Origin of the sequence: Prevotella pectinovora, assembly GCF_000834015.1 — a bacterium.
GTDB lineage: Bacteria > Bacteroidota > Bacteroidia > Bacteroidales > Bacteroidaceae > Prevotella > Prevotella pectinovora.
Map to the genome: position 1 here is coordinate 20750 of NZ_JXQI01000062.1, position 25687 is coordinate 46436.

The following is a 25687-nucleotide window of genomic DNA, read 5'->3' on the forward strand; positions in this document are numbered from 1 at the left end:
CCATTTGTGGGAAATTCAGAAACAGGTCAAACACACACACCACAGAAAGGATGTGGAAACAAGAAAACACCGGGGAAAAGGCAGAATTGCCGCTCCTCGGTTTTTTTACCATTACTTATTTCGATTATACCCTTGCAGGTTCAGATAAAATGAGTATTTTTGCAGAGATAAACACAAGCCAGCGGCAAAATGAGTACCGAAGGCGGATTACGAATTAAACAGAAACATAAATTATGAAGAAAATTTTATTGCTGGCGATAGGATTCCTGATGACCATGACGGCAAGCGCACAGTTTGAACAAGGAAAATACTATTGCAACGGCTCACTGACAGGAATCAATCTGAGCTACAGCGGAGCAGAGAAGCTTAGCCTCGGAGTGGAGGCAAAGGGCGGATATCTGGTGGCAGACAACTGGATGGCACTGGTCATGGCAGGCTACAGCCACGACGAAGACGTGGATGACAAGTTCGCTGTCGGAGTGGGGGGCCGTTACTACATAATACAGAACGGACTGTATATGGGCCTCAACGCCCGTCTCGTGCATGGCGGAAGCGGATACAACGACATCATGCCGGGACTGGAGCTCGGATACGCATTCTTCCTCGGAAAGAGCGTAACGATAGAACCGTCAGTATATTACGACCAGTCGATAAAGAACCACTCAGACTATTCGAAAGTGGGACTGCGCATCGGAGTGGGAGTGTATCTGTAGGAAAACAAGACCTGTTCCTGACCTTATTTAAATAAGGTTAGGAGAAGTTCAACCCGTCAACTTTAATAATTAACAACAAAACATAATGTACACAGTAGAAGAATTGGAAGACAAGCTCATCGACCTGGCTTTCGCGGAAGACATCGGCGACGGTGACCACACCACGCTATGCTGCATACCAGAAGACGCAATGGGCAAATCACACCTCCTCATCAAAGAAGACGGCATACTGGCCGGAGTAGAGGTGGCAAAAAAAGTGTTTGACAGATTTGACAACACCATGAAAGTGGAGGTGTTGATAGGCGACGGAGCCGAAGTGAAAAAAGGCGACATCGCAATGGTAGTGACAGGAAAGGTGCGCTCGCTGCTACAGACAGAGCGGCTCATGCTCAACATCATGCAGAGAATGAGCGGCATCGCCACGATGACACACAAATACGTGGAGAAGCTGAAAGGCACAAAGACACACGTGCTCGATACACGCAAGACGACACCTGGAATGCGTATGCTCGAAAAGCAGGCAGTGAAGATAGGTGGAGGAATGAACCACAGAATAGGTCTCTTCGACATGATACTGCTCAAAGACAACCACGTGGACTTCGCTGGAGGTATAACAAACGCCATCGACCGCTGTCATGCATATCTGAAAGAGAAAAACCTCGACCTGAAGATTGAGCTGGAAGTGAGAAACTTCGATGAGCTTAACCAGGTGCTCACACATGGAGGAGTAAATCGCATAATGCTCGACAACTTCTCTGTGGCAGACACTAAGAAGGCCGTGGAACTCATTGGCGGACGCTATGAAACTGAGTCTAGCGGAGGAATAACGTTCGACACTATACGCGACTATGCGGAATGTGGCGTCGATTTCATCTCTGTGGGAGCTCTCACACACTCGGTGAAGGGACTCGACATGAGTTTCAAGGCTTGTTGAAAGGAATTCAAATAACAATAATTTTTTTGAAGAGTCAATATCATGAGAAAACTGTTTTTATCATTACTGTTATGTACAGGCGTGATCAACGCTCTGGCCTGCACCAACTTCATAGTGGGAAAGAAGGCAAGTGCCGACGGTTCGGTGATGTGTACCTATAGCGCCGACGACTACGGCATGTTCCTGGGACTATGCCATTACCCCGCCGGCAAACACGCCAAAGGGGAGATGCTGCAAATCTACGACTGGGATACAAAGGAATATCACGGACAGATACCACAGGCGGCAGAGACCTACAATGTGATAGGAAACATCAACGAATATCAGGTGACTATCGGAGAAACCACTTTCGGAGGAAGAGAAGAAATGGTGGACACGACGGGAATCCTTGATTACGGTTCGCTGATCTATATCGCGCTGCAGCGCTCCAAAACAGCCCGCGAGGCTATATCCGTGATGACCAGACTCGTGGAAACCTACGGCTTCTGCTCTGAGGGAGAGACATTCACAATCTGTGACCCAAACGAGGCGTGGATAATGGAAATGATGGGCAAGGGACCCGGCAGCAAGGGAGTAGTATGGGTGGCAGTGCGCATTCCTGACGATGCCATCTGCGCTCACGCAAACCAGAGCCGCATACGCACATTTGACCAGAAGGACAAGAAGAATGTGATGTTCTCCAAAGACTGCATAAAGTTTGCAAGAAGCAAAGGATGGTTCACAGGAAAGGACAAGGACTTCAGCTTCTGTGACGTTTACGCAGCGCCAACCTTCAGCGGTAGAAGAGCATGCGAGGCAAGAGTGTGGAGCTTCTTCAACCGCTTTGGCGACATGGACAAATATCTGCCCTATGTAGAGGGAAAAGTGAAAGACGCCGAACCGATGCCTTTATGGATCGTGCCAAACAAGAAGGTTTCACTGCAAGACCTTGAGGCAAGCATGCGCGACCACTACGAGGGCACACCGTTCGACCTGGGAAATGACTTGGGACAGGGTGTATGGGAAATGCCATACCGTCCGACACCGCTTTCATTCAAGGTAGATGGAAAGGCATATTTCAATGAGCGTCCGGTCTCTACACAGCAGACGGCATTCTCTTACGTGTCGCAGATGAGATCATGGCTGCCACGCCAGATAGGAGGAGTGTTGTGGTTTGGAAACGATGACGGCAATATGGTAGCATATACACCGATATACTGTGGAAACACAGTGCAGCCGGAGTGCTACAACACGCCGGGAGCCGACGCTGTGACATTCAGCGACAAAAACGCATTCTGGGTGTGCAACTGGGTCAGTAACATGGTTTATCCTCGCTACTCGCAGATGTTCCCGTCGCTCAAGGAGGTGAGAGACTCGCTCGACAACTCTTATATCGCAAACCAGGGCGAGATAGAGAAACAGGCACTCAAGCTCTATGGCGAGAGTGAGCAGAAGGCAGTAGACTATCTCACGGACTACAGCAACACCCAGGCGCAGCAGATGCTTGCAAGATGGAAGGAACTGGCAATTTACCTCATCGTGAAGTATAATGACATGGCTGTGAAACCTACCAAGGACGGCAAGTTCCTGAGGACCAAGACCGGCAATGGAGCAACCGTGAAGCGTACAGGTTTCCCAGAGAAGGTGGCTCGCGCATTGGTGAAGCAGACGGGCGACAGATTCGCATCGCCAGAGTAATCCACATGCAGCAGAACGCACATAATAAAGGCTAATATCGTCAATAATGATAAAGTCCCTGTCGGCGGAATTATTTCTGCAGGCAGGGACTTGTCTTTTCCTTGTTTACTGGTCTCACTCGTATTCACTCGTCCAACTCGTATATATTATCTTACTCGTCTATTTGTTAAATCGTAAATTTGTATATTATCTTACTTGTCAGTCGGTTTATTTGTTTTCTAACTCGTCAACCAGTCTACTTGTTTATCACCTCCATCTGTTGTCTCACCGACTCTTCGTGGATGGCTTCGAAGATTTCCTTCACGAATTCCGGCGACATGCCGAATAGCGCACCTTGCGCCCCTCGCTTGTCAAGAATCTCGTTGTAGCGGGAGGCCTGCAACACGGTCATATTGTGCTCCTTCTTGTATTGGCCGATGTCGCGGCAAATGCGCATGCGCTTGGCAAGGACTTCCATGATGGTGTTGTCGAGTTCGTCAATCTGCTTGCGCATTTCGTTTATCACCTCCGTAGTCACAGACTTGTCGCGTATGACGAGCAGACTGAGGATATTGTCGAGCATGTCGGGAGTGATTTGCTGTTTTGCGTCGCTCCATGCCTTCTCAGGGTCGCAGTGGCTCTCGATGATAAGTCCGTCCATGCCCAAGTCCATTGCCTGCTGGCACAGGGGCGCTATGAGTTCACGTCTGCCGCCGATGTGGCTCGGGTCGCAGATTATGGGCAGGTCGGGGATGCGGCGGTGCAGCTCGATGGGAATCTGCCACATGGGCAGGTTTCTGTACAGTTTCTTGTCGAAGCTCGAGAAGCCTCTGTGAATGGCTGCAATCCTCTTCAGACCTGCCTGGTTGATACGTTCCATGGCACCTATCCATAGTTCAAGGTCGGGGTTTACAGGGTTTTTCACGAGCACCGGAATGTCTGTTCCCCTCAGGCTGTCGGCAAGCGCCTGCATGGCGAAGGGGTTGGCTGTGGTGCGTGCTCCTATCCAGAGCAGGTCGATGCCATATTTCAGAGCCAGTTCCACATGCTCCGGCGTTGCCACTTCGGTGGTGATGAGCATGCCTGTCTTTTCTTTGGCTCTCTTCAGCCATGGCAGAGCCTTCTCGCCGTTTCCTTCGAAGCCTCCGGGCTTGGTGCGCGGTTTCCACACGCCAGCCCTGAAGATGTGGCAGCCTTTGGCGGCAAGCTGTGTGGCTGTCGTCATGACTTGTTCTTCGGTTTCAGCCGAGCATGGGCCGGCTATTACGAATGGTCTTCCGCCGTCGCAAGGCAGGGCTAATGGTTGCAGTTCTAATTCCATTGGAGGTCTGTTGTTTTTTTCTACCCCATGTGGTCGTCTGACAGTAAATGTCGTGTTTCATGACTTTCTGACGATCGGGGTTAAAAATCCCCGCTTCCTTATTGTTTTGAAGCGGGGACTTGTACTTGTTTATATATTCTTTCTTCCTTATTTAAGGACTTTTCTTGAGGCTTACAGTTTTGCCTCCTGCAGTATGTGTACGATGCGCTCCGAAGTCCTGCCGTCCCAACGGTCGGGCAGCGATGATTTTTTCCATCGTCCTTCCTCGATGTCTGTAACGCATTCTGCAAGTTTCTCAGCGTCTTCTCCCACGAGTATATTGCTTCCCACCTTCACGGTCTCTATGTGTTCTGTGTAGTTGTTCAGCGTTACGCATGGCACATTGTTGAATGTTGCCTCTTCAGCCACGTTTCCTGAGTCGGTCACTATTCCCTTGGCGTGAGCCGTGAGGTAGCCGAATTTCAGATAGGGCAGTGGGTCGATGATGTGGATGTTGTGCATTCCGTCAGCCAGTCTCTCCACTGTCTCCTTGGCTTTGTTTCTCAGTGCGGCTATTATGGGAGTGTTTTTCGCAGCTTTGCTCATAGACAGAAGCATGGCCTTGAGGTTTTCTTCTTTTTCTATCAGCGCCTTGCGGTTTAGCGTGAATACTATGTATTCTCCTTCCTTTATGCAGAGCTGGTCGAAGACGTGAGGCCTTGAGAGCCTTTTGTGGTTGAATCTGAGAGTGTCTATCAGTATGTTTCCCACTTCGTATACGTGTGACAGTTCCGCTCCCTCTCTGTTTACGATGGAGTTGCTGCCGATGCCAGCCGTGAAGAGGAAGTCAGAGAGCCCGTCGATGACGAGTCTGTTTATCTCCTTTGGCATCTTTATGTCGAAGGAGCGTGTTCCTGCCACGAGGTGTGCCAGTGCGATGCCGTGTTTCTTTGTCACTATCGCTGCCGCCATTGTCGATGCGAGGTCGTCTACCACTATCACCACGTCCGTCTTGTTTTCGGTGAGATATCTGTCGAATTCTGACATCACCCTTCCTGTCAGTTCGTTCAGGTTCTGGCAGTCAACACCCAGATATACATCGGGTCTTTTTATCATCATGTCGCTGAAGAGTGAGTCTTCTAGCGTAGGGTCGTTTTCACTCCCGGCATATATCAGTGAACTGTCGATGTCCTGTCCTGCGTTTTTTGCCTTTTCAATGGCGTGGATGAGCGGTGCCACCTTCATGAAGTTTGGTCTTGCTCCAACGGTTATGCAAATTTTCATTTCTTCTTGTCGATTGTCTTTTTTTATTTATGTGTGTTATTGTATTGCCTCTAACTGTTAGTTTTGCTTATGCTCAGTTGTCTGGCTTTGCTGTGTTTCTGCGTGTGGGCGTTGTTTATGCCTCTGCCAGTGGGCTTTGCTTATTCTCAGTGGGCTTTGCTTATTCTGATTTGAACAAGTCTTTTATTCCTCCGATGCTTCCCAGCAGGTTTGTGGCTTCATACGGCAGGTAAACGGTCTTTGTCTTGTCTCCTGCAGCAAGTTCCTGCATCATCTGTATGTATTTCTGCGCGAGCAGATAGTTTGCCGGATTGGTGCTCTTTCCCACTGCCTCGGTTATCTTTTCTATTGCCACAGCCTCGGCTTCGGCTTTTCTTATCTTTGCCTGTGCCTCACCTTCGGCGTTGAGTATTGCCATCTGCTTGTCGGCTTCAGCCTTGTTGATGATGGCGGTCTTTTCTCCTTCCGACTTCAGGATTGCCGCTGCTTTCTGTCCCTCGCTAGTGAGGATTGTGGCACGCTTGTTTCTTTCTGCCTGCATCTGCTTCTCCATTGCCTGCAGCACGCTCTCCGGAGGTGTGATGTCTTGCAGCTCCACTCTGTTCACCTTTATTCCCCATTTGTTGGTCGCGTCGTCTAGTACGGCGCGCAGCTTTGTGTTTATGGTGTCTCTGGATGTGAGCGTCTGGTCGAGTTCCAGTTCTCCGATGATGTTTCTCAGCGTTGTCTGCGTGAGTTTCTCTATAGCGTTCGGCAGGTTGCTGATTTCGTATACTGCCTTGAACGGGTCAACAATCTGGAAGTATAGTAGTGCGTTGATCTGCGTCTGCACGTTGTCTTTGGTTATCACGTTCTGCTTGTCGAAGTCGTACACCTGCTCTCTGAGGTCGATAGATGTGGCATACATGTATCTTCCTCTGCTCATGGTGATGATGGGTTTTGCCCTGTCGATGAACGGTATGATGATGTTTATGCCAGGCTTCAGCGTAGCGTAGTATCTTCCGAGTCTCTCTATGATTTTCGTTTCCGACTGTGGTATTATCACCAGGCTCTTCTTCACTAATATCAGTGCGCAAATCACTATTGCCACCAACACGTATAATCCGATGTTCATGATTGAGTATGTTTTATAGGTTTAACATTCTTTTTCCACAGTCAGTATTATGCTGTCCCTGTCTTTCACTATCACGTTCTGGCCCTCTTCGATGCAGCTTCCGTCTGCGGCTTGAGCCTTCCAGTCGTCACCGTCGAGTGCCACTCTGCCGAATCCGTTTTCCACTATTGTCTGGCTCACCCTTGCCTTTCTTCCGATGAGTGCGTCGGCATTGCTCCGTCTCAGGGATTCTCTGGGATGCAGCTTCTTCATCAACGTGGGGCGTATGAAAAACAGGCTGAGCACCGATGCCGCTGCAAACACAGCCAGTCCGGCATAGAACGGCAGTCCGAATGCTGACAATACCGCAGAGCAGATCGCTCCGATGGCGAAACACATAATGAAGAAGTCACCGTTGGTGAGTTCCAGAATCAGGCAAACGATACATACCAGTGCCCACATTTGCCAAAGGTGTTGTGCAAAATAGTCTATCATATTATTTAAGTTAACGATTTATAAGCTTTCTGCCCTCCCCAAGGGGAGACGCAGGCTACTCTTTCTGTTGTTTTGTTGGCAGCCTTTCTGTCTTGAAGTCAGCTGCTTCATAAGTCATTGATAAGCCGCATGTCTGCTTGGGCTTACGCTTACAAATTTACGTATTATTTACTTAACTTGCAACAAGTGGGTGTCAAAAAAGCCACATTGGCATGAATTATTTTCCAAATTGCTCTTTTTACGCTATTATAGCATGACGATTGTCCACATTTTCGCTGGCATTCATAATTCTCCCGAGCAGGAATTACAGTTCTTTTTTGTTGTACTTTCGTCATTCAGCGAGAAACAAGTTCCTCTTCGGGAATTTCGAACTGTATTCTTTTCTCAGTTTCTCGAATAGTCTCATGGTGTCTTTCGAGAATCCATGTCCCTTCCACGTGCTCGTGTTGGTGATGAGAATCCAGCATTCCGTGTCAGGGTATCTTAGGATAATGGCGCTTGTACCCGATAGCGAGCCTGTCCTTATCCATGGGCCGTTGGCTGGTGTGAAGTTCCATCCGATGGAGAAGTCGTAGTCAGGCATTTCACGTGTCATGAATTCTATTGCCCCTTTGCTCAGAATGTCTTTAGCTCCGGGCACGAGGTCTATCGCCGCCACGAACCGGCTCAGTTCAGCTGCCGAACCACACCATGCTCCTGCGCCTTGCAGCCGTGGAATGTCGTTCTCGCCGTAGCATTTCTCCACCATTCTTCCGCTGTTGTTGTATTCCAGCACAGGTTCCGATCCTTTGTGCATGTAGTATTTAACTTCGTTGCTCCTCCTGTCTTTTGGGTAGTTGCCGGCGATATGGAAGTCGAAGCATCCTGCGGGTCTGAATATGCTGTCGGTCATAAACTGCTCGTAGCTCATCCGCGTCTTCTTCTCTATTATCATCGAGAGCAGTGTGTAGCCCACGTTGGAATATCTTTTTGCCGTGCCCGGTGTGAAGCCTAACCTCCGCTTTAGCAGAATCTTCATAAGCGTCTTGTTGTCAGGAGCTTCCGTGAGTCTGTTCTGCATCATTATATAGCGTGTTGAGAACATGGGGTCGCCGGCTCCTGTTGTGAATCCGGCTTTGTGGCGGAGCAGCTGTTCCACTGTTATGTCGAAGTATCTCGGGTCCTTTATCACGTTTGTGAAAGCCGTGTCGTTGAGTATTCCTTTTGCTCCGAACACGTGTTCAGAGAGTTTTATCTTCTTGTCGTCGACAAGTTTCATTATTCCCACTGCCGTCAGCAACTTAGACACCGACGCCAGCCTCATGATGTTCGACGGCTGCATTTCCTGTCCTGCCTCTTTGTCCGCCCATCCGAAGCCTTTGGCATAGAGTAGCGAGTCGCCCCTGGATACTGCTATCTGTGCGCCGTTCAGTTCCCATCTCTCGAAATACCTCTTTAGTTCATTCTCCATTCCCTCCAGTGCCGGGGCGTCCGACATGCAGTTTGTCAGCGTGTCGTTGAGGTGTGTCTGTGGTATTTCTTCCTTTTCGGGCTCTTGGTGAGAACAGCTACTGCAGTCGGTAATCGATAGTGTTATAGCGGAACATATTCCTATGAATCCGGCTACGAGCATTGCCACTCTCTTCTTTCTGTATCTCACTTTTTTCTTTTTCCTCTTTCCGTTGTGATAATATGTATTTGTCATTTCTGATTCTGGTTGTTTGCGACTGTTTATCAGGTATTATGCTGGAGTAGTTTTCTTATTTTACCACTTTCAGCCGTGCGAATTTTACGAGCAGTTGCTTGGTTCCCAAGTTGTTGAATCTCACTGTGGCCTTGCAGTTTTCTCCTGTTCCTTCTATTCTCTCTATCGTACCCAAGCCGAAGCGTGAATGCTCCACCAGGGCTCCCTCTCTCAGCTCTCCGCCTGGCGTTGTCACCTGCGATAGGGCAGGGGCGTTGTTCTGTGTCGTTTGTGAGGTGTTGGCATAAGGGCTGCCGTATGCCGAAGTTGCGTTGCCGGAACTTATCCTCTTGTATTTTCCGAAGCTGTTAGGGGCGCCGTTTGTTGTGCTGCTGCCGTTTTCTCTCTTCAAGTATGTGTTTGCCGCCTGCCTTCTGCCGAAGAATGCGCTGCGGCTCTCGCCGTATGGGGCGCTGGAACTCTTTGCTCCGTATGATGATGCGGGCGATGATGTGAATCCTGTGCCGTTCGTCATGTCGTTCACCAACAGCAGACTGCGGTCTATGTCTCTGATGAATCTGCTCGGTGTGTCGAATTCCATCTTTCCGTAGCGGTATCTGTTTCTTGCGCATGATAGGGTGCAGCTTTTCTCCGCCCTTGTGATAGCCACGTATAGTAGTCGGCGCTCTTCTTCCAGTTCCCGCTGTGAGTTCAGCGCCATGGGGCTCGGGAATATGTTCTCTTCCAGTCCCACTATGAACACGTGTGGGAATTCCAGTCCCTTGGCGCTGTGTATCGTCATCAGGTTCACTTTCTTCTGCGTGTCGTCTTCTGAGCTTTCCAGATCAGTAAGAAGCGACACCTCCTGCAGGAAGTCTGTGATAAGAATGTTTCGCTGCTGTTCGGCATCGTCTTTGCGGCTTTCCACAAAGTCTTGCAGACTGTTCAGGAATTCCTCCAGGTTCTCCTGTCTGGCGATGCTCTCCGGTTCTTTGTCAGCATATAGTTCGGCAGCTATTCCGCTCTCCTTTATTATGTCGTAGCCCAGTGAGTATGCGTCGTCGGTCTGTATTCTTTCTATGAATGAAGCGATGAGCAGCCTAAAGGCCTCAGTCTTCTTCAGCGTTGCCGCTCCCAGGTTGAGTCCCGAATGCTGTGGCGCATTTATCACGCTCCAGAGGCTTGTGCCCGCGGTGGCTGCCGCTGCCGTTATCTTCTGCATCGTAGTGTTTCCGATACCCCTTGCCGGATAGTTTATCACCCTCTTGAGCGCTTCTTCGTCGTCGGGGTTTGCCACGAGTCTGAAGTATGCTATCACGTCTTTTATCTCCTTTCGCTGATAGAAGCTCAGTCCGCCGTAGATTTTGTATGGCATACTGCTTTTCCTGAGCGCCTCCTCAAACGACCGGCTTTGTGCGTTGGTTCTGTATAGAATGGCGAATTCGTTGTAGTCGCATCCTTGCTTTTTCATTGTGCGCTTTATCTCGCTGCATACTATCGACGCCTCTTCCTTGTCGCTGTATGCCATATTGAGCAGCAGCTTCTCTCCCTCGTCGTTTTCGCTGAACACGTCTTTCTTTATCTGTCTCATGTTGTGGCGTATCAGGCTGTTTGCCGCTGCCACTATTCTCTTCGTGCTGCGGTAGTTCTGTTCCAGCTTGAACACCTTTGTGCCCTTGAACGCCGTTTCGAATCCGAGCATGTTGTCGATGTTTGCCCCTCTGAAGGCGTAGATGCTCTGTGCGTCGTCACCCACGGCACATATCCTGTTGTGTCTACTTGCCAGCAGCGCCACGATTTTCTGTTGCACGGCATTGGTGTCCTGATATTCGTCCACGAGGATGTATTCGAATGCCGTGGCGTATTTTTCCAGCACGTCAGGGTTTTCCTGCAGCAGCAGATATGTGTTGGTGAGCAGGTCGTCGAAGTCCATGGCGTTTGCCATTCTGCATCTTTCGCTATATGCCTTGTACACTTTTGCCACATCGGGCATGTGTGTCTCGAAGTCTCTCGTCATGATAGCCCTGTCGTTGGCGTAGTCGTCGGGCGTTATTATGTTGTTTTTCGCCATGTTTATCCTCGAAGCCACTGTTGATGGCTTATACACCTTGTCGTTGAGTCCGAGTTCTTTTATTATGGCTTTGATGAGGCTCTTCTGGTCGGCATCGTCGTAGATGGTGAAGTTCTGGCTGTATCCAATTCTTTCCGCCTCTACGCGGAGTATTCTTGAAAACACGCTGTGGAAAGTTCCCATCCTGATGTATTGCGCCCTGTTATCGCCAGCTATTGCATTTATTCTTTGGCGCATTTCGTTTGCCGCCTTGTTCGTGAAGGTCAGCGCAAGGATGTTCCATGGCATGATGCCCTTTTCGAGCAGATATGCCACTTTGTATGTCAGCACGCGCGTCTTTCCCGAACCTGCTCCGGCTATTACCAGTGACGGTCCGTCGCAGTATTCTACTGCCGCTCTTTGGCTGTCGTTCAATTCGTGGGTCATTTCTTCTTTTCGTTGATGGGTTTTCGTTGTTGAAACTTGTTGAGTGCCGTGTGTGCTTTATCTTTTTCTGTTGCGGTAGATTCCTCCGCTTGATGTTTCGGGGTTGATGTCTTCTCCCTCTTTTGGGAACGACGGTATGAATTTCATCTGCTGCTCTATTTGGCTGCGCCTTTTCCTCATGTATGGTCCAGGGTCTTTAGAGCTGAATTTCCTCGGGTTGGGCAGCGTTGCCGCTATCAGCGCACAGTCAGCCCTGCTCAGGTCGGCGGCAGTGGTCTGGAAGTTGTCCGTCGCCACGGCGTCTACTCCGTATATTCCGTCGCCCATCTCTATGGAGTTCAGATACACTTCCATTATCCTCTGCTTGCTCCACATGAATTCTATGAGCACCGTGAAGTATGCTTCGAATCCCTTTCTCACCCACGAGCGCCCTGGCCAAAGGAACACGTTTTTGGCTGTCTGCTGGCTTATTGTGCTTGCTCCGTGCTTCTTCTTGTTCGAGAGGTTGTGTATTGCAGCCTGCTCAATGGCTTTGTAGTCGAACCCGTGGTGTAGCAGGAATCTTTGGTCTTCGCTTGCCATCACAGCCACGGGCATGTGTGGCGATATCTTGTCGATAGACACCCAGTGGTGGTGCATCTTCATTGTTTCGCCTTCTGCTGCCTGCTGGAAACATCTGATGAACATCAGTGGAGTGTAGTATACGGGCAGGAACCTGTATAGCACTACAACAAGAATGGTGGAGCCGAAGAAGGCTACCACCACCCATCGTATTATCTTGGTAATAATACCCAGTTTTTTCATTTTTCTTGTTTTGTTGACGAGTAAACGAAGGAAACTCTCATAGTCCTATCTATTATAGGTTTCCGTTTATTTCAGTGTTCCCTGCTGTGCTTCCTTCACCATTTCTTCGCTTGCATACATGTATATTTCCACGCGGCGGTTCTGCTGCTGTCCCTGTTTTGTCTCGTTTGAAGCTACAGGCGCTGTGCTTCCTTTTCCGGTGATGTTCTTGAACTGTGAAGCTGTCACTCCGTTGCTCTTCATGAAGTTGACCACCGACTGTGCACGGCTTTCAGACAGCGCCATGTTCTTGTTGTCGCTCTCTGCGGCTGTGCAGTTTCTCCATCCCTGGTTGTCGGTGTGTCCGTATACGTCGATTGCGCAGGTGTTGTATTTCTTCATCAGGTTTGCCAGATCTGTCAGGTTTGTCTTGCTTGCCTGGCTCAGGTCAGCTGAACTTGTCTGGAAGAGCAGTCCGGAGTCGAATGTTATCTTCACCGCTTTTAGTCCGTTGGCGTCGGTCACTTCCTCCACCTTTGCATTGTTCAGTTCCGCCTCGGCTTCAGCCTTCACTTTGTCCATGTGCTTGCCTATGAGCGCTCCGGCTCCTGTTCCCACGGCAGCTCCCAGCGCAGCTCCCACTGCGGTGTTGCCAGCCACTTTTCCGATTATCGCTCCCACGAGGGCTCCGCCTCCTGCTCCGATTAGTGCTCCGTTGCCTGTATTGTTTCCGCAGCTCACGATTGCCGCTGCACATAGTCCGATTGTCGCTACTTTGATTTTGTCCATTGTCGTATTATTTAGTCGTTATTCTTTGTCCTTGCAAATATATGGATTATTTTTCAATTCCAAGAATGTTGAATGTATAATTTTTCTAAACGTCCGTCTTCTCTTTCCTTGGTTCCTCCAATTGATATTTGGGTGAAAATGTTGCATTGTTGCATGTTGCATTAAGCACTTTCCAAGGTATTAGAAAAATATTTTGGGAAATGTTTGTATATAAATAAAGGCATCCGCATGTCGGAAAGACCTTAATGCAACATGCAACAATGCAACAAATCCGGCATACAAGGGCGCCGGAGTCATTGCTGGCCGTTTCCGTCGGGCAGACGTTTGTCGTGCAGTTCTCTCTTCCATACTGCCGTTTTGCAGATGCCAAATGGCTCAAATAAAATCGTAAACATCCCGTTTGCATTGCGGAAATGGGCGTGTGTTATCTCACGGTGATGTGGAAGCACCCCTGCTTCACCTCATATTTAATATAGCAGCGGTTTGCTACGCGCATGTCGCGCAGCACCTCGCTGAGCACCCATTTCAGGGTGTCGTTGCTCGTGGCCTTCATTTGTTTCCCTTCCGGGTCGTTCACCCTCGTGTAGCGGTTGTAGCAAATGTCGAATGTGGTGCCGTAGAGATGGCATGAGTTCTCTGTGGCGTTTCTGTTGGTGGTCCTGAGCCTTTCCACGTCTTCGCGCGTCCTCAATACGCTTGTCACGATACATTTGTGCAGCGGGATTCCCTTGATTGCCAGACTGTCCATAAACGACTGTCCGATGTCGCCCAGCAGGTTTGCGGCTCGTGGCACGAGATATGGCGTACTTCTCTTCAGCTTGTCGACGCAGAAGAACGGGTTGGCTCCGATATACACCAGTTCCTTGTGTCTCTTCTCGGCGTCGGCCCTGTTCAATACCGGTTTCACGCCATGCTCCTTGGCAGAGGCGAGCTGCACGTTGTTGCTGTCGGGGAAGGCGTCGCAGAAGCGCGGTACGCTGTATATGCGGTTCTTCACGATGTTTCCCTTTTCGTCGAAGAAACGTATTTCAGCCTTGACGCCCTTCTCTACGTCGTCGGCAAGAGCCGTTGCCGTCGGTGTGGCGAGAGTGTCGCCCGGCATCATCTCCTCTTTGCTTCCGCCTTCCGCTATTTTCGGAGATGTGCAGCGGATGATGGCAAGCACGGCCACGATGGTGAAGAATGCGAGGATATATTGTTTCTTTGTAATTTTCATGTCTTGCATTATGTAGTTCTTTTTTGCTGGCTTTTCCAGCTCGTCAACTTTTAATTTTGCAAAGGTAATGGAAATTTGTCGTTTAATATGTCGGCGGATGATAAAAATGTTGTAACTTTGCGGAACATTTCATAAAATTTATATAGGTGATAGAAAAGCATATCATTTTGGAAGACATAGATCCCGTGGTGTTCTACGGCAGCAACAACGTTCATCTTCAGATGATAAGGTCGTTGTTCCCCAAGCTGCGTCTGTTGGCCCGGGACAATGTGGTGAGAGTGTTGGGCGACGAAGAGCAGATGGCAGCATTCGAGGAAGTGGCAGAGAAGATACGTCTTCACATCCTAAAATACAATTCCATCGCCGAAGCAGACATCCTGAATATCGTGAAGGGCAGACCTGCCGCCGACGACTCTTCCTCGGGTGTGGTGGTCTACAACATTTCCGGCAAGCCCATCAAGAGCCGCAGCGCCAACCAGCAGCAGCTCGTGGAAGCCTTCGAGAAGAGCGACATGATCTTCGCCGTGGGTCCTGCCGGCACCGGCAAGACCTATCTCAGCATCGCGCTCGCCGTAAGGGCACTCAAGGAGAAGAACGTGAAGAAGATAATCCTGTCGCGCCCCGCCGTGGAGGCAGGCGAGAAGCTCGGATTCCTGCCGGGCGACATGAAAGACAAGATAGACCCCTATCTGCAGCCCCTCTACGATGCGCTCGAAGACATGATACCCGCCGTGAAGCTTCAGGAGATGATGGAGAAACACGTGATACAGATAGCCCCGCTCGCCTTCATGCGAGGCAGGACGCTCAACGACGCCGTGGTTATACTCGATGAGGCGCAGAACACCACCTCGGCACAGCTCCGCATGTTTCTCACCCGCATGGGATGGAATGCCAAGATGATAATCACCGGCGACATGACGCAGGTGGACCTGCCGCGCGGCACGCAGAGCGGACTGCGCGAGGCGCTCGGTATCCTGGGCGGGGTGGAAGGTATCTCGGTGGTCAACCTGACACAGACCGACATTGTGCGCCACAAGCTAGTCACCAAGATAGTAAAGGCATACGAGAAATTCGACAAATCGAAGAAAGAATGATGATTTTTCAACTGCAATGTTGTCCGTTATGTTTAAAATAACTACATTTGCAGACAATTATCACTTTGGCGATAACGACAAAGATTTATCTGACTTTTAATAAACATAAAGTAATGAAAGCATTAACAAACACTGATTTTCATTTTGAAGGACAAAAGAGCGTATATCATGGAAAAGTACGCGACGTTTACAACATCGGCGACGACCTCATCGTGATGGTCGCCACAGACAGAATCTCTGCTTTTGACGTAGTACTGCCAAAGGGAATCCCTTTCAAAGGTCAGGTGCTCAACCAAATTGCAGCAAAATTCCTTGACCATACAAACGACATCTGTCCAAACTGGAAATTGGCGACTCCAGACCCACAGGTCACCGTCGGTCTGAAGTGTGAAGGCTTCAGAGTGGAGATGATCATACGTTCCATCCTCACTGGTTCGGCATGGCGCGAATACCAGAAAGGCTGCCGCGAGCTGTGCGGAGTGAAACTCCCCGACGGAATGAAAGAGAACCAGCGCTTCCCGGAGCCGATCATCACACCGACCACTAAGGCCGACGAGGGACACGACATGAACATCTCAAAGGAGGAAATCATCGCCCAGGGTATTGTTAGCGCAGAAGATTACGCCGTGATGGAAGACTATACGAGAAAGATCTTCGCCCGCGGACAGGAAATCGCAGCCCAGCACGGACTTATCCTCGTTGACACCAAATACGAGTTCGGAAAACGCGACGGCAAGGTCTACCTGATTGACGAAATACATACGCCAGACTCAAGCCGCTATTTCTATGCCGACGGATACGAGGAGAAATTCGCAAATGGCGAACCGCAGAAGCAGCTCTCGAAAGAGTTCGTACGCCAGTGGCTTATCGAACACAACTTCATGAACGAGCCGGGACAGGTGATGCCTGAAATCACCGACGAATACGCTGAGAGCGTGAGTGACAGATACATCGAGCTCTACGAGCACATCACAGGCGAGAAGTTCGACAAGGCTGCCGAGACAGGCGACATCGCGGCACGAATAGAGCGCAACGTTGCAGAGTGGCTCGCTGCATACAAGAAATAACATACACATCCCCCAAATACCACACGCGTCAAAAATATAATGTACGGACAGGAAAAGATAAACCCATACGAGCAGAGCGGTCAGAAGGCAGCGCAAGTCGAGCAGATGTTCGATGCCGTGGCACATTCCTATGACACGCTGAACCACCGTCTCTCCTTCTGCATAGACAAGTATTGGAGAAACCACGTGGTCAGGAAACTGCAGGCTGTCCGTTCCGCTGACTCTGTACTCGACGTGGCGACAGGCACCGGCGACCTCGCCATACTGGAAGCCAGGAAACTCAAACCGGGCAAAGTGGTGGGTATCGATATCTCAGAGGGCATGATGCAGGTGGGAAGAGAAAAAGTGAAAGCGGCAGCCCTGCAGGATGTGATAAGTTTCCAGAGAGAAGACTGCCTCTCGATGACATTCCCAGACGCAAGCTTCGACGTGGTCACTGCAGCATTCGGCATACGGAACTTCCAGGACCTCGAAGCTGGACTGAGAGAGATGTACAGAGTGCTCAAGCCCGGAGGCACACTCTGCGTGATAGAGCTCACAAGACCCGTACACTTCCCCGTGAAGCAGCTCTTCACGCTATATTCACATACGCTACTCCCCCTCTACGGGCGCATGATATCAAGAGACAAGAGCGCATACAAGTATCTCATAGCCACCATAGAAGCCTTTCCGCAAGGAGAGGTGATGGTGGAAATACTGAAGAAAACAGGATTCAGCACCGCCGGTTTCAAACGTCTTACGTTTGGAATCTGCACATGTTATACAGCAATAAAATAATAATGACTTATGGACAAGTATGGACTAATCGGTTATCCTCTCGTGCATTCATTCTCCAAGAGCTTCTTCAACGAGAAATTCCAGAATGAAGACATAGACGCAGAGTATATAAACTTCGAGATCAAGACAATCGATGACCTGCCCGAGGTGCTGGCGACGAATCCTGAACTCAAGGGACTCAACGTCACGATACCCTACAAAGAGAAGGTGTTGAGCTTCCTCGACTATGTCAGCGTGGAGGCAAGAGCCATAGGCGCCGTCAATGTGATACGGGTGGAGAGCAAAGGCGACGACACATTCCTCAGGGGATACAACAGTGATGTCATCGGCTTCACGAAGAGCATAGAGCCGCTGTTGGAAAGCCACCACAAAAAAGCCCTCATACTCGGCACAGGAGGAGCGTCGAAAGCCGTAAACTACGGACTGAAGTCATTGGGGCTGGAAACGCTGCTCGTAAGCCGTTTCGAACGCCCGGGAACAATACAATATAAAGATGTGACACCTGAGGTGGTGAAGGAATACAACGTGATAGTGAACTGCACACCATGCGGACTCTATCCCCACACCGATGAATGCCCGGACCTGCCATACGAAGCCATGGACAGCCACAACCTGCTCTACGATTTGCTCTACAACCCCGACGAAACACTCTTTATGAAGAAAGGTAAAGAACAAGGGGCAATGACGAAGAACGGACTGGAAATGCTGCTCCTGCAGGCTTTCGCAAGCTGGGACTTCTGGCATGGCAAAGACAAAGTGTGAGAACAGGCTAAGTTCCATTTATTAAGCAAATATAAAACAAGAACAAGATGGATAAATCAAACAGGTATATGATGCGTGGCGTGAGCGCAGCAAAAGAAGACGTGCACAACGCCATAAAGAATATCGACAAAGGAATATTCCCGCAGGCTTTCTGCAAGATAATACCCGACGTGCTCGGAGGCGACCCCGAATACTGCAATATCATGCACGCTGACGGAGCCGGCACAAAATCATCGCTTGCGTATATGTACTGGAAGGAGACCGGCGACCTCTCTGTATGGAAAGGCATAGCCCAGGACGCCATCGTAATGAACACCGATGACCTGCTCTGCGTGGGAGCCGTGGACAACATCCTCGTATCTTCAACCATAGGCAGAAACAAAATGCTTGTGCCGGGAGAAGTAATTTCGGCAATCATCAACGGTACAGACGAACTTCTCCAGCAGATGCGCGAGATGGGAATAGGAATATATCCTACAGGAGGTGAGACTGCAGACGTGGGCGACCTCGTCAGGACCATCATCGTGGACTCTACCGTGACCTGCAGAATGAAGCGCAGCGACGTGATAGACAACGCAAACATACGTCCGGGCGATGTAATCGTAGGATTGTCATCATGCGGACAGGCTACATACGAAACCTCATACAACGGAGGAATGGGAAGCAACGGACTGACCAGCGCACGTCACGACGTGTTCTCAAAATACCTGGCAGAGAAATATCCGGAAAGCTACGACCACGCCGTTCCTGAAGAACTTGTATATAGTGGCGCAAAGCGACTCGACGACGAAGTGGAGGGTAGTCCGGTGAATGCCGGAAAACTAGTGCTCTCGCCAACACGTACCTATGCCCCAGTGATAAAGAGACTGCTCGACGAGCTGAGGCCGGAAATCCACGGAATGGTGCATTGTACGGGAGGAGCGCAGACAAAGGTGCTACATTTCGTGAATGACAACTGTAAGGTGGTGAAAGACAACATGTTCCCAGTGCCACCACTTTTCAAGACCATTCAGCAGCAGAGCGGCACCGACTGGAAGGAAATGTACAAAGTGTTTAACATGGGACACCGCATGGAAATCTATGTGCGACCAGAAATTGCCGACAAGGTGATAGAGCTGAGCAAGAGCTTCAACATCGATGCACAGATAGTAGGACACATAGAGGAAGGCAAGAAGAGCCTTACCATCAAGTCGGAATTCGGAGTATTTGAGTATTGATAGTAAGTTGACAAGTAAACGAGTTGACGAGTAAACAAGTAAACGAGTTGACAAGTTACGGAATAGATAAGTAGAAAGGCAGACGAGTTGACAAGGAGGTTCCTATTGACTGCTGACAGCAATCAGAAGCGGCAAAACTCCTCGTCAACTCGTCAACTTTTTAAAACCACATCCATCATGTTTCAGAATTTTATATCACAGTATCTTGCAACTTCCGGCTATCTCGAATTCCAGCCCAAGGCGGTAATGTTCGACATGGACGGCGTAATCTACGACAGCATGCCATACCATGCCCGCAGTTGGCACACCGCCATGCAGTCAATAGGCATAGAAATGCCGCCAGAAGACGCATACCGCTACGAGGGGATGAGGGGAGTGGAAACCATACAGCAGCTCTTCATTAAGCAGCGCAGCGAGAACATATCAGAAAAGGAAGCCCAAAAAGTATATAAACTAAAATCGGACGCTTTCAACGCCTGTCCCACACCATCGCTGATGCCAGGCATTAAAGAACTTATGGAAAAGGTAAAAGCCTCTGGGCTGAAGATCGTGATAGTGACTGGCAGTGCGCAGCACACACTCCTCGACAAACTCGACCGCGACCTCAAGGGACTTGTAAACCGCGACCTCGTAGTATGTGCAAATGATGTGGAGAAAGGCAAGCCAGATCCAGAACCTTATCTGAAAGGACTGCAGAAGGCAGGAGTAGAACCATGGCAGGCCATAGTGGTGGAAAACGCCCCACTCGGAGTACGTGCAGCAGTGGCAGCCCATGTGTTCACCATTGCCGTAAACACAGGTCCATTGCGCGACTCCATACTGCTGGCAGAAGGGGCAAACATGATATTCCCATCCGTCGCAGCTCTCGCCGGCGAATTCAGACTGGAATAGCAGACAAGTTGGCACACATCCCGGCAACGCTCAGTGAAAACCTTCCTCAACAAAAAAATACCAAATCTTGCCCATATAGAGAAAAAGGATTAACTTTGCAGAATTATTGCGCTTATGCAAAAGCAAAGAAGAAATAGCGGCAATGGATTAGGAAGCAAACAACAAGAATATAAAGCAAACAAAACGACATAATATATGGAATTAGCAAGCAAATACGATCCACAAAGCGTGGAGTCGAAATGGTATGACTATTGGCTTGACAACAAACTGTTTAGCAGCAAGCCTGACGGAAGAGAACCATACACAGTGGTAATACCTCCACCAAACGTGACAGGAGTACTACACATGGGACACATGCTCAACAACACCATACAGGATATCCTGGTGAGAAGGGCACGTATGGAAGGCAAGAACGCATGCTGGGTGCCTGGCACCGACCACGCCTCTATCGCTACAGAGGCAAAGGTGGTGAATAAACTTGCTCAGGAAGGCATAAAGAAAACCGACCTTACACGCGACGAGTTCCTCAAGCACGCATGGGCATGGACAGAAGAGCACGGAGGAATAATCCTGAAGCAGCTCAGAAAGCTCGGTGCTAGCTGCGATTGGGACCGCACAGCTTTCACAATGGACGAGACCCGTTCGAAGAGCGTGATAAAAGTATTCTGCGACCTCTACAACAAAGGACTCATCTACCGCGGAGCAAGAATGGTGAACTGGGACCCACAGGCACAGACCGCACTTTCAGACGAAGAGGTGGTGTACAAAGACGAACACTCGAAACTCTACTATCTGAAATACAGAGTGGTTGAAAGCGACGTGGAGAGAAAGAGCGAAGGCAACGTGATGCACAAAGACGAGAAAGGCTACTACGCTGTGGTTGCCACAACGCGCCCTGAAACAATCATGGGTGACACGGCAATGTGTATAAATCCAGACGATGAGAAAAACACATGGCTCAAAGGAAAGCACGTGATAGTGCCGCTGGTGGGAAGAGAAATACCTGTAGTTGAAGACGGTTACGTTGACATAGAGTTTGGTACGGGCTGTCTGAAAGTGACTCCTGCCCACGATATCAACGACCATGCCCTCGGACTGAAACACAACCTCGAGACCATCGACATATTCAACGATAACGGCACAATAAGCGAGGCCGCAGGAATGTATGTGGGCATGGACCGTATGGACGTGCGCAAGCAGATAGAGAAAGACCTCAAGGAGGCTGGACTCATGGAGAAAGTGGAAGACTACAACAACAAAGTGGGCTTCTCTGAACGTACCAACGTGCCAATCGAACCTAAGCTCAGCACACAGTGGTTCCTGTCTATGCAGCACTTCGCCGACGAGGCGCTGCCACCAGTGATGGACGACGAGATAATGTTCTATCCGTCAAAATATAAGAACACATACAGACATTGGCTGGAAAACATCAAAGACTGGTGTATCAGCCGACAGCTATGGTGGGGACACCGTATCCCGGCATATTATTACACTACGGAAGAAGGCAAGAAAGACGTGGTGGTGGCTGAGACAGCAGAACTGGCTTTGGAAGAGGCGCGCAAGAAAAATGCCAACCTCAGTGCCGGCGACCTGGAGCAAGATAGCGACTGCCTTGATACATGGTTCTCTTCATGGCTGTGGCCAATCTCTCTGTTCAACGGAATTCTCGATCCCGACAACGAAGAAATGAAATACTACTATCCAACTAGTGACCTCGTTACTGGTCCGGATATCATCTTCTTCTGGGTGGCACGTATGATTATGGCTGGTTATGAGTATAAGGGAAAGATGCCATTCAAACATGTATACTTCACGGGTATCGTGCGCGACAAACTCGGACGCAAGATGTCGAAGAGCCTCGGAAACTCACCAGATCCATTGGTACTCATAGATAAATACGGAGCCGATGGAGTACGCATGGGAATGATGCTCTCTGCACCGGCAGGAAACGATATCCTCTTCGATGAGAGCCTCTGTGAACAGGGACGAAACTTCAACAACAAGATATGGAACGCATTCCGTCTCGTGGAGGGATGGGAAGTGGCAGATGGCACTCAGCCAGAGGCAAACAAGATTGCTGTGGAGTGGTTCAATGCCAAGCTGCGTCAGGCAAATGCCGAAATAGACGACCTGTTCAAGAAATACCGTATCTCAGAAGCTCTGATGACAGTCTACAAACTTTTCTGGGACGAGTTCTCAAGCTGGTATCTGGAGATGGTGAAGCCGGCATATGGTCAGCCTATCAACAAAACCACATATGAAGCAACACTCAAGTTCTTTGAAAATCTGCTTAAGATGCTCCATCCGTTCATGCCGTTCATCACAGAGGAACTGTGGCAGCACATTTACGAGAGAAAGGACGGAGAGTCAATTATGCGCGACAAACTGGAAATCTCAGCTCCTACAGGCGAAGACATGAAACTTATCGAAGACATCGAGAGCGTGAAGCAGATCGTGGCAGGAGTGAGAACAGTGCGCAACCAGAAAAACATCGCCAACAAAGAGACACTCTCGTTGCAGTGTGTAGGTGAAAACGCTTTGAAAGACTACGACAGCGTGGTTGGCAAGATGGCCAACCTGACGAGCATCGACGTCGTGACAGAGAAGGACTGTACTGCAGCAGCCTTCATGGTGGGCACGCTGGAATATGCAGTGCCGTTGGGCGACATGATAGACGTGGCTGCCGAGATAGAGAAGATGGAGGCACAGCTGAAACATCTCGAAGGCTTCCTCGCCGGAGTTTCCAAGAAACTCTCAAATGAGCGATTCGTTGCCAACGCACCGGAAGCAGTGGTGGCTCTAGAGCGTAAGAAGCAGAGCGACAGCATGGAGAAGATTGCTGCGCTGAAGGAGAGCATAAGCTCACTAAAAGCACAGAAATAACAGTCATGGCTTGACTGTTTTGACAATGACAAAAGTGTATAAATGATTGAAGGACAGGTTGTTTAGACTTGTCCTTCAAACATTTAGAGTATACAATGCTTCACTCGTCAACTTATTTCTACACAAATACAATAATTTGGCTTTCCTTTCGTTAAATATATCATATGAAGAAGATAATTATACTCTCGATATTAATCTGTTTTGTGTGCATAAGCGCATTCTCGCAGACCTTCACCCTACAGGGAAGAGTGACCGACAGCAACAACAATCCCGTGGAACTTGCCACAGTGGCAGTGGTGAAACAGGGGAGAGTGACGCTTACGAACCTGAAGGGTGAGTTCTCACTGCATCTCAACTCCGCAGACAGCGTGGTGGTGAGATTCTCTATGGTGGGCTACAAAACCAAAACACGCGTGCTGCGCAAACCTAAAGGAAAGCAGACTTTGCTCATACAACTCTTCGACGACAACAACGAATTGGGCGAGGTGACAATCACGGAGAAGAGAAGACAAACCGGCACTACTGAGCAACTCGACGTGAAGAATGCCACGAATACACCGTCGGCAACCGGAAATGCTGTGGAAGAACTCATACAGCAGCAGGCGGGAGTGTCAACCCATAGTGAGCTTTCGTCGCAATACAATGTAAGAGGAGGTAGCTTCGACGAAAACAGCGTATATATAAATGGTGTGGAAATATACCGCCCGTTCCTCGTGAGAAGCGGACAACAGGAAGGACTCTCAATCATCAACCCCGACATGGTGAAGAGCATCGGTTTCAGTTCCGGAGGCTTTGAGGCTAAATATGGAGACAAAATGTCGTCAGCACTCGACATCACATACAAACAACCCAAGAAATTCGAAGCCAAGGTCACTGCCAGCATGCTCGGCGCATCGGCATACGTGGGATTCAGCAACAAGAAATTCTCATGGAGCAATGGTCTGAGATACAAGACAAACAAATACCTGCTCGGTTCGCTCGAAACTAAAGGAGAGTATAGTCCGAGTTTCCTTGATTATCAGACTTATCTCACATATAAACCCAACAAACGATGGGAGATAGAATTTATGGGCGACATCTCTGACAATCACTACAATTTCACACCTTCTGACAGAGAAACCAACTTCGGAACGATGGAGAACGTAAAATCATTCAAAGTATATTTCGACGGTAAGGAAAAAGACCTTTTCCGTACTTACTTTGGCACATTTACAATCACAAGACTATTTGGCGAAAAAACACGACTGTCGCTCATCGGTTCTGCATACAGTACCAATGAGCAGGAAAAATACGACATACAGGGACAATATTGGCTTACACAGACGGAAACGAGCGAGAATCTCGGAGTGGGCACATATATGGAACATGCACGCAACTATCTGAAAGCCAATGTGAAAAGTCTGAAGTTGGCTTTCTCTCACAAGGCAAAACGCCACGAAATACTCGCCGGACTGGCATACAAAATTGAACACGTGGACGAATATAGCAAGGAATATGAAATGCGAGACTCCAGCGGATATAATATCCCACACACCGGTGAAGACATGAAGATGATTTATTCGCTTAATGCCCGAAACAAACTTAACGCAAACAGACTGGAGGCTTATGCTCAGGATACATATAAATTCATGAGTCCAGGACAGCATACGTTCTTCACACTGAACTATGGTATAAGGTTTAGTCACTGGAACTTCAACCGTGAGACGATAATCAGTCCGAGACTCTCGCTGAGCATAGTTCCGCCTTTCAACAATGACGTGACATTCAGGTTTGCAACAGGATTATACTATCAGGCACCATTCTTCAAGGAACTAAGAGACACCACTACAGTGGAGGGGACAACATACGCCACTCTAAACAAGAAGATAAAAAGCCAGAGGTCTATACACTTTATCGCTGCCTACGACTATAAATTCAAACTCAATGACAGACCATACAAATTCACAGCCGAAGCTTACTTCAAGGCACTTGGCAACATCGTGCCATACAGCGTGAACAACGTGAAGATAGTATACGACGCAAGCCAGCAATGCAGTGGACATGCTCTCGGACTTGACATGAAGCTATATGGCGAGTTTGTGCCTGGTGCAGACTCATGGGTGAGCCTGTCGGTGATGAGTACCAAGATAAATCTGAAAGGCAAGAGCATACCTATGCCAACAGACCAAAGGTATTCCTTAAACCTTTATTTCACCGACTATTTCCCTGGAACAGACAAGTGGAGAATGTCGCTCAAACTGGCGTTTGCAGACGGTCTGCCCTTCGGTCCTCCACACAGAGATCTCTCGCAGCAGCAGTTCAGGGCTCCTGCATACAAGCGTGCTGACATCGGCATGAGCTACAGACTTTTCGACAGAGAGAAGAGCGACAAAAAGAAATCTGTATTCAAGAACGTATGGCTGGGCATCGACTGTCTCAACTTGTTTGGTATAAACAACGTGAACTCTTACTATTGGATAACGGATGTGACCAATCAGCAGTATGCCGTGCCAAACTATCTTACTGGAAGGCAGATAAACGCAAGGGTGTCAGTTGAGTTCTGACGCTACTTGCTCTGCAGAATTCTTTACTTC

Annotated in this window: 20 protein-coding genes; 11 read left to right on the forward strand and 9 right to left on the reverse strand. The window is 49.2% G+C overall.

The genetic code is table 11. From position 1 onward, the window contains the following. The first annotated feature begins 233 nt into the window (after positions 1–233). From ST42_RS08120 to ST42_RS08130, 3 genes are all read left to right on the forward strand, one after another. Positions 234–713 (forward strand): hypothetical protein, encoded by a 480-nt coding sequence (locus ST42_RS08120; RefSeq protein ID WP_022317368.1) that lies wholly within the window; start codon positions 234–236, stop codon positions 711–713. Positions 714–798: 85 nt separating this feature from the next. Further along, positions 799–1647 (forward strand): carboxylating nicotinate-nucleotide diphosphorylase, encoded by an 849-nt coding sequence (gene nadC, locus ST42_RS08125; RefSeq protein WP_022317367.1) that lies wholly within the window; start codon positions 799–801, stop codon positions 1645–1647. A 42-nt stretch (positions 1648–1689) separates the two neighbouring features. After that, positions 1690–3324: a dipeptidase gene (locus tag ST42_RS08130; RefSeq protein WP_022317366.1), complete on the forward strand. Its 1635-nt coding sequence runs from the start codon at positions 1690–1692 to the stop codon at positions 3322–3324. Positions 3325–3559: 235 nt separating this feature from the next. Here ST42_RS08130 and ST42_RS08135 read toward each other — a convergent pair whose 3' ends face one another. The 9 genes from ST42_RS08135 to ST42_RS08175 form a co-directional block, all read right to left on the reverse strand. Further along, a complete protein-coding gene (locus ST42_RS08135) occupies positions 3560–4624 on the reverse strand; it encodes a bifunctional 3-deoxy-7-phosphoheptulonate synthase/chorismate mutase type II (protein WP_022317365.1) in 1065 nt (354 codons plus the stop codon). 171 nt (positions 4625–4795) lie between these two features. Next, positions 4796–5887 (reverse strand): non-hydrolyzing UDP-N-acetylglucosamine 2-epimerase, encoded by a 1092-nt coding sequence (wecB, locus tag ST42_RS08140; RefSeq protein ID WP_044073152.1) that lies wholly within the window; start codon positions 5885–5887, stop codon positions 4796–4798. 160 nt (positions 5888–6047) lie between these two features. Beyond that, entirely contained in the window at positions 6048–7001 is a 954-nt protein-coding gene (locus ST42_RS08145) for an SPFH domain-containing protein (protein ID WP_022317363.1), read from the reverse strand. 21 nt (positions 7002–7022) lie between these two features. Beyond that, positions 7023–7475: an NfeD family protein gene (locus ST42_RS08150; protein ID WP_044073153.1), complete on the reverse strand. Its 453-nt coding sequence runs from the start codon at positions 7473–7475 to the stop codon at positions 7023–7025. A gap of 331 nt (positions 7476–7806) precedes the next feature. Continuing rightward, positions 7807–9159 carry a serine hydrolase domain-containing protein gene (locus ST42_RS08155; RefSeq protein ID WP_231556976.1) on the reverse strand — a complete coding sequence of 451 codons (1353 nt, stop codon included), beginning with the start codon at positions 9157–9159 and terminating at the stop codon, positions 7807–7809. Positions 9160–9214: 55 nt separating this feature from the next. Beyond that, a complete protein-coding gene (locus ST42_RS08160; protein ID WP_044073155.1) occupies positions 9215–11635 on the reverse strand; it encodes an ATP-dependent helicase in 2421 nt (806 codons plus the stop codon). A 57-nt stretch (positions 11636–11692) separates the two neighbouring features. Further along, a complete protein-coding gene (gene mtgA / locus ST42_RS08165) occupies positions 11693–12439 on the reverse strand; it encodes a monofunctional biosynthetic peptidoglycan transglycosylase (protein WP_042519467.1) in 747 nt (248 codons plus the stop codon). 66 nt (positions 12440–12505) lie between these two features. After that, entirely contained in the window at positions 12506–13207 is a 702-nt protein-coding gene (locus ST42_RS08170; RefSeq protein WP_022317358.1) for an OmpA family protein, read from the reverse strand. Between the two features lie 424 nt (positions 13208–13631). Then, positions 13632–14423, reverse strand: a complete 792-nt coding sequence (locus tag ST42_RS08175; RefSeq protein ID WP_044065933.1) for a DUF5715 family protein — start codon at positions 14421–14423, stop codon at positions 13632–13634. 146 nt (positions 14424–14569) lie between these two features. Here ST42_RS08175 and ST42_RS08180 point away from each other — a divergent pair, with 146 nt between their 5' ends. The 8 genes from ST42_RS08180 to ST42_RS08215 all read left to right on the forward strand — a co-directional run bounded on the left by ST42_RS08180 (position 14570) and on the right by ST42_RS08215 (position 25657). Continuing rightward, the gene (locus ST42_RS08180) at positions 14570–15517 is read left to right on the forward strand and encodes a PhoH family protein (RefSeq protein ID WP_042519466.1); all 948 of its coding nucleotides are present in this window, start codon (positions 14570–14572) and stop codon (positions 15515–15517) included. A gap of 113 nt (positions 15518–15630) precedes the next feature. Next, positions 15631–16584 (forward strand): phosphoribosylaminoimidazolesuccinocarboxamide synthase, encoded by a 954-nt coding sequence (locus ST42_RS08185; RefSeq protein ID WP_022317355.1) that lies wholly within the window; start codon positions 15631–15633, stop codon positions 16582–16584. Positions 16585–16623: 39 nt separating this feature from the next. Continuing rightward, the gene (ubiE, locus tag ST42_RS08190) at positions 16624–17361 is read left to right on the forward strand and encodes a bifunctional demethylmenaquinone methyltransferase/2-methoxy-6-polyprenyl-1,4-benzoquinol methylase UbiE (protein ID WP_042519465.1); all 738 of its coding nucleotides are present in this window, start codon (positions 16624–16626) and stop codon (positions 17359–17361) included. A gap of 9 nt (positions 17362–17370) precedes the next feature. Next, positions 17371–18123 (forward strand): shikimate dehydrogenase family protein, encoded by a 753-nt coding sequence (locus ST42_RS08195; RefSeq protein WP_042519464.1) that lies wholly within the window; start codon positions 17371–17373, stop codon positions 18121–18123. Positions 18124–18170: 47 nt separating this feature from the next. After that, on the forward strand, positions 18171–19340 hold the full coding sequence (locus ST42_RS08200) for an AIR synthase-related protein (protein WP_231556978.1): 1170 nt from the start codon (positions 18171–18173) through the stop codon (positions 19338–19340). A gap of 177 nt (positions 19341–19517) precedes the next feature. Beyond that, positions 19518–20231, forward strand: a complete 714-nt coding sequence (locus tag ST42_RS08205) for an HAD family hydrolase (RefSeq protein ID WP_044073157.1) — start codon at positions 19518–19520, stop codon at positions 20229–20231. A gap of 195 nt (positions 20232–20426) precedes the next feature. Next, positions 20427–23114, forward strand: coding sequence for a valine--tRNA ligase (locus ST42_RS08210; RefSeq protein ID WP_044073158.1), 2688 nt, complete (start codon positions 20427–20429; stop codon positions 23112–23114). A 164-nt stretch (positions 23115–23278) separates the two neighbouring features. Next, a complete protein-coding gene (locus ST42_RS08215; protein ID WP_044073159.1) occupies positions 23279–25657 on the forward strand; it encodes a TonB-dependent receptor in 2379 nt (792 codons plus the stop codon). Positions 25658–25687 lie beyond the last annotated feature (30 nt).

Excerpts from the sequence above, each read along its gene's own strand:
- ST42_RS08120 (WP_022317368.1), top strand. The coding sequence starts at position 234 with ATGAAGAAAATTTTATTGCTGGCGATAGGATTCCTGATGACCATGACG.
- nadC (WP_022317367.1), top strand. The coding sequence starts at position 799 with ATGTACACAGTAGAAGAATTGGAAGACAAGCTCATCGACCTGGCTTTC.
- ST42_RS08130 (WP_022317366.1), top strand. The coding sequence starts at position 1,690 with ATGAGAAAACTGTTTTTATCATTACTGTTATGTACAGGCGTGATCAAC.
- ST42_RS08135 (WP_022317365.1), bottom strand. The coding sequence starts at position 4,624 with ATGGAATTAGAACTGCAACCATTAGCCCTGCCTTGCGACGGCGGAAGA.
- wecB (WP_044073152.1), bottom strand. The coding sequence starts at position 5,887 with ATGAAAATTTGCATAACCGTTGGAGCAAGACCAAACTTCATGAAGGTG.
- ST42_RS08145 (WP_022317363.1), bottom strand. The coding sequence starts at position 7,001 with ATGAACATCGGATTATACGTGTTGGTGGCAATAGTGATTTGCGCACTG.
- ST42_RS08150 (WP_044073153.1), bottom strand. The coding sequence starts at position 7,475 with ATGATAGACTATTTTGCACAACACCTTTGGCAAATGTGGGCACTGGTA.
- ST42_RS08155 (WP_231556976.1), bottom strand. The coding sequence starts at position 9,159 with ATGACAAATACATATTATCACAACGGAAAGAGGAAAAAGAAAAAAGTG.
- ST42_RS08160 (WP_044073155.1), bottom strand. The coding sequence starts at position 11,635 with ATGACCCACGAATTGAACGACAGCCAAAGAGCGGCAGTAGAATACTGC.
- mtgA (WP_042519467.1), bottom strand. The coding sequence starts at position 12,439 with ATGAAAAAACTGGGTATTATTACCAAGATAATACGATGGGTGGTGGTA.
- ST42_RS08170 (WP_022317358.1), bottom strand. The coding sequence starts at position 13,207 with ATGGACAAAATCAAAGTAGCGACAATCGGACTATGTGCAGCGGCAATC.
- ST42_RS08175 (WP_044065933.1), bottom strand. The coding sequence starts at position 14,423 with ATGAAAATTACAAAGAAACAATATATCCTCGCATTCTTCACCATCGTG.
- ST42_RS08185 (WP_022317355.1), top strand. The coding sequence starts at position 15,631 with ATGAAAGCATTAACAAACACTGATTTTCATTTTGAAGGACAAAAGAGC.
- ubiE (WP_042519465.1), top strand. The coding sequence starts at position 16,624 with ATGTACGGACAGGAAAAGATAAACCCATACGAGCAGAGCGGTCAGAAG.
- ST42_RS08195 (WP_042519464.1), top strand. The coding sequence starts at position 17,371 with ATGGACAAGTATGGACTAATCGGTTATCCTCTCGTGCATTCATTCTCC.
- ST42_RS08200 (WP_231556978.1), top strand. The coding sequence starts at position 18,171 with ATGGATAAATCAAACAGGTATATGATGCGTGGCGTGAGCGCAGCAAAA.
- ST42_RS08205 (WP_044073157.1), top strand. The coding sequence starts at position 19,518 with ATGTTTCAGAATTTTATATCACAGTATCTTGCAACTTCCGGCTATCTC.
- ST42_RS08210 (WP_044073158.1), top strand. The coding sequence starts at position 20,427 with ATGGAATTAGCAAGCAAATACGATCCACAAAGCGTGGAGTCGAAATGG.
- ST42_RS08215 (WP_044073159.1), top strand. The coding sequence starts at position 23,279 with ATGAAGAAGATAATTATACTCTCGATATTAATCTGTTTTGTGTGCATA.